This window comes from Micromonospora sp. DT201 (assembly GCF_049841575.1).
Taxonomy (GTDB): Bacteria; Actinomycetota; Actinomycetes; order Mycobacteriales; family Micromonosporaceae; genus Micromonospora.
The window spans coordinates 173,424-181,720 of sequence record NZ_JBNCKP010000018.1 but is presented as its reverse complement, the minus strand read 5'-3'; the positions used below and the strand labels follow the sequence as shown (position 1 = coordinate 181,720).

The window sequence follows — 8,297 nt, the reverse complement described above, 5'->3', positions numbered from 1 at the left end:
TCCACAACACACAGACGATCATGCGGTGGCCGTCCTCGTTCCCGCGGGATCCGAGGTCACCTCACGAACGGCGGCTGTCGTACTAGCACCCATGATTGCGACGACGCGCTGCAGACTGGCCATGCAAAAATGCACGCGAGTAAATCGACAGATGGGGTGGCCCGGCGATGACCGAAGGCATGGATGCTCGGCTGGTGCGGGCGCAGGAGCGCTACGAGCAGGCGGTCTTCGGTGGCGACACGAAGCCACTGGACGAGGCGGAGCAGGACCTGGTGGGGGTGGAGGCCGACGTGGCCCTCGCCCGAGGCCGGATCCTGCACGCCCGTTTCCTGGAGACCAGGCTGGAGGATGCGGCGGAACTGGCGCTCTTCGAGCGGGCGGCCGGGCTCTACCGGGAGTTGGGTGACGCCCGCGGCGAGGGCGAGGCGCTCTTCTGGGTGGGCACCGTCCACCAGGTGATTCGCCAGGACCAGGAAATTGCTGGTCCGGCCTTCGCTCGGGCCCGGGAGTTGGCCACCGCGACGGGGGACGAGTTGACCCTGTCGTACGTGCTGCGGCACCTCTGCTTCGCTGAGCAGGCTGCTGGCCGTGTCGACGCGGCGCGGGAGTTGCTGACGGAGTCGACCCGGCTACGTCGGAAGCTGTCCTTCGTCCCGGGGGTCGCGGCGAACCTGATCGGCCTGGCGCACCTGGCGGCGAGCGACGGCGACCGGGAGGCCGCCCGCGAGTTGCTCGACGAGGCGGCTGGGCTCGCTGCGGACAGCGGCGCGCGTGGCGTGGGCCATTGGATCGAGAATGCCCGCATCGAGTTGGGCCTCGCCTGATCGTGGAGTCGCGAGGGCTGCGGGGGAGGTCGCGAGGGCTGCGGGGGAGATTGCGGTGCCGCCGACTGCGCAGACGGCGTGCGTCGAGCGTGATCGACTCCAGATCGGCGACATTGGGGTATCCACGGCAGGGGATAGCGCCATGTCGGCGATGTTGAGTGGATCATGAGAAAGATGACGGTTGAGGAGGCGGTGGCCGTACAGGAGGAGTTGCGGCCGCTGGTCGACCTGGTTGGGCCGGGGCCGAGCGCGCCCGCGACGGTGGCTGGCCTGGACGTCGCGTACTCCCAAGGGGGTGACCTTCTGGCGGCGGCCGTGACGGTGCTGGATGCCCGGACGTTGGCGGTGGTGGACTCCGCGGTCGCCGTGGGACGGCCCGCGTTCGGCTACGTGCCGGGGTTGTTCGCCTTCCGTGAGTTGCCCGCGCTGCTCACCGCTTTGGACCGCCTGACCACGGTTCCGGACCTGCTGGTGTGCGACGGGCACGGGCTCGCGCATCCGCGTCGGTTTGGGCTCGCCTGCCACCTCGGGGTGGTTACCGGGTTGCCTGCGATCGGGGTGGGGAAGACACCGCTGGTCGGGGCGTGGGATCCGCCGCCCGCCGAGCGGGGTGCCTGGTCGCCGTTGCGCGACGGCGGTGACGTCGTCGGTCGGGTGTTGCGGACCCGGGACGGGGTGAAGCCGGTCTTCGTCAGCGTCGGCCATCGGATGGGTCTGGCGAACGCGACAGCGCAGGTGCTCGCGCTGACCCCGCGCTACCGCCTGCCGGAGACCACCCGCACCGCCGACCGACTCTGCCGCGACGCCCTCTCCCGCACCGAACACCCCGCCTGACCGCACGGAACACCCGGCCTGACCGCACGGAACACCCCGCCCGCACGGGACACTTCGCCAGCCCGCGCCGAGGGTGATCGACTCCAGATCGGCGATGTTGGGACATCCAAGGCCGGCGATAGCCCCACGTCGGCGATGTCGAGTGGATCATGGCCAGGGTGGCTCCGGGGGCGGCTGAATTCGTACCAGGAGCAGGTCGGCGGGCCGGGCCGCAAACCGTAACGCGGCACACGTCTGGGCCGCTCTATGACCGGCGGTGTGGGTGGGCCGGTAGTAGCCTGGCCCGCGGACCCCACCCGGGGAGAACGGCGAGGTGATCATGACGGTGCGTCGACGCGCGGCACGGCTCGCGGCGGTCTGTGGTCTGGCGGGCGGCCTGGTGATGCTTGGTGCGTCGCCGGCGTTGGCCGACGACGACTCGGTCCGGGTGGGTGCGGCCAGCAGCTTCGCCGCCGGTGGCTCCCCGCAGGGGGTGAACGTCGCGGTGCGCAAGCGCACCGACGGGTGCGTCCTGCTGCGTACCGCGCTGGGTCTGCGCCTTCAAGGTCTCCGGCCCGACCAGGTGAGGGTCGATGTCAACGCGGGTGGGCGCTGGTTCCCGGTCGCCGTCTCGGGCGGTGGCGGCAGCGTGGCGACCGCGCAGACGTCCCCGGCGAAGCCGACTCTGTGTAAGGGCAAGGGCATCACGGTGCGGTACCGGGTGGCGTTCGTCGCGGGTGCCCCTGGTGGTGGGCTCGTCGTGACCGGCGCGGGTGTCAGCGCGGCCGGGCAGGAGTTGGGCCGGGGCAGCGACACGGCGAAGGTGACCGGTGCTCGGGTCACGCCGTCGCCGACGCCGTCGAAGAAGGCGACGCCCACCCCGAGTCCGACCGAGGTCGCGACCGTCGACGAAGTGGTGACGCCGGCGGCGCTGGGCGGCGTGTCCGGCGCGCCAGCCGCCTCGGCGGCCGCGGCGGAATCATCTGGCGGGCTTTCACCGGTGATGCTCTTCGGCATTGTGCTGGTGGCGATCGGATTGCTGCTCATCGTGCTGCTGGTCCGTCGCTCGCGGCAGGACCGGAGGCCGTCCGACGAGCCGCCCGGCACGCTCGCGGGCAACCCCGGCGGCACCACCTACCGCGCCGGCGGTGGGGCTCCGTCCGCGCCCGGTCGCCCTGGTCAGGTGTACGGCCAGCAGCCTCCGGCCCCCACGTGGGGTGCTGTTCCGTCTCCGCGCCCTGCCACCGGCGGCGTTTACGGTGCCCGGCCAGGCGGCCCCGGTCCGGCCCCGGAGGCGACGCAGCCGATGCCGGGAGCACCTGAGACCCGGCCGTTGCCTGGGGATCCGCCCACCGACGATGGCGGTCACACCGTGATCATGCCTCGGCTCCCCGGCTGAGCGGGGTTCGACCCGGACCCTCCGTTACGCTCAGGCTCGGTGTCTAACTGCGGCCAAGGAGTGGAACACGTGTCTGATCTGTCCCAGATTGTGAAGGCGTACGACGTCCGAGGGACGGTGCCGGACCAGTGGGACGAGCGTGGCGCCGAGGCGCTGGGAGCCGCATTCACCCAGCTGCTCAAATCCACCGACGAGCCGGGCGACGCGGTCGTCGTCGGCTATGACATGCGAGCCACCTCGCCCGGACTGGCCGCCGCGTTCGCCGCCGGCGTACGCGCCGAGGGCCGCTCGGTGATCGAGATTGGGCTCGCCTCCACCGACCTGCTCTACTTCGCCTCCGGCTCGCTCGACCTGCCCGGCGCGATGTTCACCGCCAGCCACAACCCTGCTCAATACAACGGCATCAAGATGTGCCGCTCCGGCGCTCGCCCGATCGGCCAGGAGAGCGGTCTGGCGGAGATCCGGGAGCGGGCCCAGGCCCTCCTGGACTCGGCCGAAGCCCGCCCGGCCGGTGCACCGACCCGGCCGGCCGAGCGGCGCGACCTGCTCCCCGACTACGCCAGCTACCTGCGCAAACTGGTCGACCTCTCGGGCATCCGGCCGTTGAAGGTCGTCGTCGATGCCGGCAACGGCATGGGTGGCTTCACCGTCCCCACCGTGCTGGGCGACGCTGCCCTGTCGCCGTTGCCGCTGGAGATCGTGCCGCTCTACTTCGAGCTGGACGGCAGCTTCCCCAATCACGAGGCCAACCCACTGGACCCGGCAAACCTGGTCGACCTCCAGCGCGCGGTGGTCGAGCACGGGGCCGACATCGGGCTGGCCTTCGACGGTGATGCCGACCGGTGCTTCGTGGTGGACGAGCGCGGCGAGCCGGTCTCGCCGTCGGCGATCACCGCACTCGTCGCCGCACGTGAGCTGGCCAAGCACCCAGGTTCCACCGTGATCCACGGTGTGATCACGTCCAGCGCGGTTGCGGAGATCATCCGTGAGCACGGCGGGCAGCCGGTCGTCGCTCGGGTCGGCCACTCCTTCATCAAGGCGGAGATGGCCCGGACCAATGCCGTCTTCGGCGGCGAGCACTCCGCGCACTACTACTTCCGGGACTTCTGGTTCGCCGACACCGGGATGCTCGCGGCGATGCACACCCTGGCCGCGTTGGGTGAGCAGTCGCTGCCGCTGTCCGTGCTGGCCGGCGAGTACGAGCGCTACATCGCCTCCGGCGAGATCAATTCGACGGTGGCCGACCAGGCGGCGGCGGTGGCCGAGGTGCGTGCCGCGTACCCCGACGCGGTGGCCGACGAGATGGACGGGCTCACCCTGCGTTTCCCCGACGGCGCCTGGTTCAACCTGCGCGCCTCCAACACGGAGCCGCTGCTGCGGCTCAACGTCGAGGCACCCACCCGGGATCGGATGGTCTCGCTCCGGGACGACGTGCTCGACCGCGTTCGCCGATAAGATCGCCTGCGCCGGTTGGCACCGCCGCCGGTCAAGCCGCACACCCGGTTGGCGCCGCCGCCGGTCAAGCCGCACACGTGGAAGGAGCCGTGCCATGGCCCTGGATCCGCAGTTGCTCGAGATTCTCGCCTGCCCGGACACGCACCACGCCCCGCTCACCTACGACGCCGAGGCGCAGACGTTGACCTGCACGGAGTGCGGCCGGATCTTCGAGGTCCGCGACGACGTGCCGGTGCTGCTGCTCGACGAGGCGCGTGGCGGCCCCGGGCAGTCCTCATGATCGACGGTACGGCCGGGGTCAGCGGACGCCGCGATGCTGACGAGGCCCTGCTCGACAACCCGGAGGCGCTGGCCGAGCACGACCCGGGCGGCATGCTCCGGCACACGGCGTCGGCCGGTGCGCAGGTCCGCGAGAGCGCCGCACTGGCCGCCGAGGCGAACCTGGGGGTGCTCGCCGACGATGGGCGTCCACGCGCCGTGGTGATCGCTGGCATCGGCACCGCGGGGCGTACCGGAGATGTGCTGGCCACGGTCGCCGGGCCCCGCTGCCCGGTCCCGATCATCGGGCACCGCAGCGCTGGCGTACCCGGTTGGGTGGGCGCGGCCGACGTGGTGATCGCGGTGAGCGCGTCAGGTCGGAGCCCGGAGGCGCTCGGCGCCGCCGAGGCGGCGCACCGGCGTGGCGCCCGGCTGGTCGCCGTGGGTGCCCCCGACTCGCAGTTGCAGTCGATCGCCGAGCAGGCGCGGGCGCCGTTCATCCCGGTGCCTCGACGTGCCCCGGCTCGGGCCAGCCTCTGGGCGCTCACCGTGCCGGTGCTGCTCGCGGCCCGTTCCCTCGGGCTCGTCAAGGTCAACGAGGCGGACCTGGCGGAGACCGCGGCGCGACTCGACGCGGACGCCGACCGCTGCCGGTCCGCAGCAGAGTCCTTCGTCAACCCGGCGAAGTCACTGGCCCTGGGCCTGGCCGGCTCGATTCCGATCGTCTGGGGCTCGTCCCCGCTGGCCACCGTGGCCGCCCGCCGGTTCGGCGACACCCTGTCGGCCAACGCCCGATACCCGGTGGTCACCGGCGCACTCGGTGAGGCCGGTCGGGGTCGGGTCGGGCTGCTCGACGGCGTCTTCGGCGGCCTGGCCGAGGGGGAGCGGGACATCTTCGCCGATCCGGCCGAGGACGACGGCGAGGGCACCCGGCTGCGGCTGGTGCTGCTGCGCGACGGCGGGCTCAACGCCGAGGACGACACCGACGAGCCTTTCGCCGTCGAGGAGCGCCGCGCGGACGCGGTGCAGACCCTTGCCGAGCGCCGCGGCGTCCGGTGCGACGTGGTGACCGCCGAGGGCGGCTCCGCGCTGGAGCGGCTGGCCTCGCTGATCGCGGTGCCGGATTTCGCCTCTGTCTACCTTGCATTGGCCCACGGGCTGGACCCGATGGCCGTGCCGGCCATCACCGAAATGAAGGAGCTGTCGAACCAGTGAACGTACGTAGGGGGCGGCGCGACATGCGCGGACCGGCCGGCTTCGGTGAGCGAAGCGGAGCGGCGGCATGAGCGCCAACGGTGGGACGAAGGCGATTGTCGCCGCCCTGCTGGCCAACGTCGGCATCGCCGTCACCAAGTTCATTGCGTTCCTGCTCTCCGGTTCCTCGTCGATGCTGGCCGAGGCGGTCCACTCGGTCGCCGACTCCGGCAACCAAGCCCTGTTGCTGCTCGGCGGCAAGCGGGCGAAGCGCGCGGCGACCCCGGAACACCCCTTCGGGTACGGCCGGGAGCGCTACATCTACGCGTTCATCGTGTCCATCGTGCTGTTCAGCATCGGTGGCCTGTTCGCTCTGTACGAGGCATGGCACAAGTGGGACCACAAGGAGGGCATCAAGTCCTGGCACTGGTTGCCGGTGGCCGTGCTGGTGGCGGCGATCATCATGGAATCGTTCTCCTTCCGGACCGCCATCAAGGAGTCCAACCACATCCGGGGCAACCAGTCCTGGGTGCGTTTCATCCGCCGGGCGAAGGCGCCGGAGCTGCCGGTGGTGCTTCTGGAGGACTTCGGCGCCCTGGTCGGTCTGGTGTTCGCGCTGCTCGGTGTCGGCATGACGCTGATCACCGGCAATGGTCGATGGGACGCCGCCGGCACCGCGATGATCGGCCTGCTGCTGGTGACCATCGCGATCGTGCTGGCCATCGAGACGAAGAGCCTGCTGCTCGGTGAGGGCGCCGAGGCGTCCGACCTGGCCGCCATCGAGCGGGCCGTCACCGGCGGCCCCGAGGTGGAGCGGATCATCCACATGAAGACGCTCTACCTGGGCCCGGAAGAGCTGATGGTGGCGGCGAAGATCGCCGTGCCGGAGTGGGAGAGCGCTCACGACCTGGCCCGCGGCATCAACGTCGTGGAGGCGCGGATCCGCGCCGCGGTGCCGATCGCCCGGGTGATCTATCTGGAGCCGGACGTCTACAGCGCCGCTGCCGCCGAGGCCGGCACCGGCGCTGCCGCCGACACCGCCGTGCCACAGCCGCAGGGTGCGTCGGGCGAGGCGGCCGGACGGCCCGGGGGCTGACGGGTGGAGCCACTGTACGGACCGATCCGGGACTACGCCTGGGGGTCCCGCTCGGCCATTGCCCTCCTGCAGGGGCGCGCGGTGCCCAGCGCCGGCCCGGAGGCGGAGCTGTGGTTGGGCGCCCACCCGGGCGCTCCGGCCAGCGTGGACCGTGCCGGTCTGCGGGTGAGCCTCTGCGACCTGGTGCGGGACGAGCCGGGGCAGTGGCTCGGCCAGCGGGTGTCCGAGCGGTTCGGCAGCCGGCTGCCGTTCCTGCTGAAGGTCCTCGCGGCCGACGCGCCGCTGAGTTTGCAGGCACACCCGGACGCCGAGCAGGCCAGGGCCGGCTTCGCGGCGGAGCAGGCCAGGGCCGGCTTCGCGGCGGAGCAGGCCCAGGCCGGCTTCGCGGCGGAGCAAGCAAAGGCCGGCTTGGCGGCGGAGCAAGCAAAGGCCGGCTTCGCGGCGGAGGCGGGGCGCCCCGAGGGGGAGCGCAACTACTCCGACCCGCACCACAAGCCGGAGTTGCTGGTCGCGCTCACCCCGTTCGAGGCGTTGTGCGGTTTCCGGGACCCGGCGGAGTCGGCCGAGGCGCTCGCCGCGTTCGGCGTACCGGAGTTGAAGCCGGTGGTCGCCGCGTTGCGGGCCGGGCCGGCGGGGCTGCGGACGGCGGTGGGGGCGCTGCTCGGCTGGCCGGTCGCCCAGCGCGACGAGTTGCTGGGCTCCGTGCTGGCGGCGTCGGCCGATGGTCCGGACGCGGACCTGGTCCACCGGCTGTCCAAGGCCTACCCGGCGGATCCGGGCGCGCTGGTGGCGCTGCTGCTGCACCACGTGCGGCTGGTGCCGGGGGAGGCGATCTGGATGCCTGCCGGCAACCTGCACGCCTACCTGAGCGGCTGCGGGGTGGAGATCATGGCGGCCAGCGACAACGTGCTGCGTGGCGGCCTGACCCCGAAGCGGGTGGACGTCGACGAGTTGCTGCGGGTGCTGCGCTTCGAGGTGCTCGACGATCCGGTACGGGCCGCGGAGCCGGTCGGCCCGGGTGTGGACTGGTGGCCAGTGCCGGTGGACGACTTCGCGCTGCACCGGGTGCGCGTCGGTGCCGCGGTGCCCTCGGTCACGCTGCCGTTGCCCGGTCCCCGGGTGGTGCTCTGTAGTGGCGGCTCGATCACCGTGGACGACGGTGCCGGTGAGTTGACGCTCAGGTCCGGCCAGGCGGCGATTGGTACTGCGGCCGGCGAGCCGTTGCGGCTCAGCGGCGCGGGTGAGGCGTACGTGGCGA

General features: G+C 72.0%; 7 protein-coding genes and 1 pseudogene. All 8 read left to right on the top strand.

Features of this window, described 5'->3' with window-relative positions; genetic code table 11:
* Positions 1–167 precede the first annotated feature (167 nt).
* Entirely contained in the window at positions 168–824 is a 657-nt protein-coding gene (locus tag ACLQ28_RS26055) for a tetratricopeptide repeat protein (protein ID WP_425688897.1), read from the top strand.
* A 174-nt stretch (positions 825–998) separates the two neighbouring features.
* Positions 999–1,658: a deoxyribonuclease V gene (gene nfi, locus ACLQ28_RS26050; RefSeq protein WP_425688896.1), complete on the top strand. Its 660-nt coding sequence runs from the start codon at positions 999–1,001 to the stop codon at positions 1,656–1,658.
* Between the two features lie 319 nt (positions 1,659–1,977).
* A complete protein-coding gene (locus ACLQ28_RS26045) occupies positions 1,978–3,036 on the top strand; it encodes a hypothetical protein (RefSeq protein WP_425688895.1) in 1,059 nt (352 codons plus the stop codon).
* A 69-nt stretch (positions 3,037–3,105) separates the two neighbouring features.
* Positions 3,106–4,491 carry a phosphomannomutase/phosphoglucomutase gene (locus ACLQ28_RS26040; protein WP_425688894.1) on the top strand — a complete coding sequence of 462 codons (1,386 nt, stop codon included), beginning with the start codon at positions 3,106–3,108 and terminating at the stop codon, positions 4,489–4,491.
* A 94-nt stretch (positions 4,492–4,585) separates the two neighbouring features.
* On the top strand, positions 4,586–4,771 hold the full coding sequence (locus ACLQ28_RS26035) for a Trm112 family protein (protein WP_091394023.1): 186 nt from the start codon (positions 4,586–4,588) through the stop codon (positions 4,769–4,771).
* Complete coding sequence (locus ACLQ28_RS26030; protein ID WP_425688893.1) at positions 4,768–5,964, top strand: SIS domain-containing protein; 1,197 nt, start codon at positions 4,768–4,770, stop codon at positions 5,962–5,964. The genes ACLQ28_RS26035 and ACLQ28_RS26030 overlap by 4 nt, the downstream gene beginning before the upstream one ends.
* Positions 5,965–6,031: 67 nt before the next feature.
* Positions 6,032–7,039, top strand: coding sequence for a cation diffusion facilitator family transporter (locus tag ACLQ28_RS26025; protein ID WP_425688892.1), 1,008 nt, complete (start codon positions 6,032–6,034; stop codon positions 7,037–7,039).
* 3 nt (positions 7,040–7,042) lie between these two features.
* A pseudogene (gene manA, locus ACLQ28_RS26020) lies at positions 7,043–8,284 on the top strand (mannose-6-phosphate isomerase, class I); the annotation flags it as partial.
* Between the last annotated feature and the right edge of the window lie 13 nt (positions 8,285–8,297).